Annotated in this window: 1 protein-coding gene; it reads left to right on the plus strand. The window is 70.4% G+C overall.

Annotated elements, in window-relative coordinates; all coding sequences use genetic code 11:
* Positions 1 to 97: 97 nt before the first annotated feature.
* On the plus strand, positions 98 to 538 hold a 441-nt coding region (locus QYM41_RS17790), incomplete at its 3' end, for an MBL fold metallo-hydrolase (protein WP_368801096.1).

A 538-nucleotide genomic window follows, 5' to 3' on the forward strand; every position in this document is an offset into this window, starting at 1 on the left:
CCCACGGAGGCCGAGGCCGCCCTGATCCGTGCGGACCTGCGGGGCTCGGTCGTCGCCGACACCCTCCTCGAGACCATCGACTGACGAAAGGGGTCCCATGACCCAGTGGCACACCGACCTGGCGGCTCCCCCCGCCCTCGGCAAGGACGTCCTGCGCGTCGTCCCGCTGGGCGGGCTGGGCGAGGTCGGACGGAACATGACGGTGTTCGAGATCAACGGGCAGCTGCTCGTGGTCGACTGCGGCGTGCTCTTCCCCGAGGAGACCCAGCCGGGCGTGGACCTCATCCTCCCGGACCTCAACCACATCGTCGACCGGCTCGACGACGTCGTGGCCGTGGTGCTGACCCACGGCCACGAGGACCACATCGGCGCCGTCCCGTACCTGCTCAAGCGCCGCCCCGACATCCCCGTGATCGGCTCCCGGCTGACGCTCGCGCTCATCGAGGCGAAGCTCCAGGAGCACCGGATCAGGCCCTACACCATGGCGGTGCGGGAGGGGCAGGTCGAGCGGCTCGGCGAGTTCGAGTGCGAGTTCGTG

The organism is Kocuria oxytropis (genome assembly GCF_040981195.1).
GTDB classification, from domain to species: Bacteria; Actinomycetota; Actinomycetes; order Actinomycetales; family Micrococcaceae; genus Kocuria; species Kocuria oxytropis.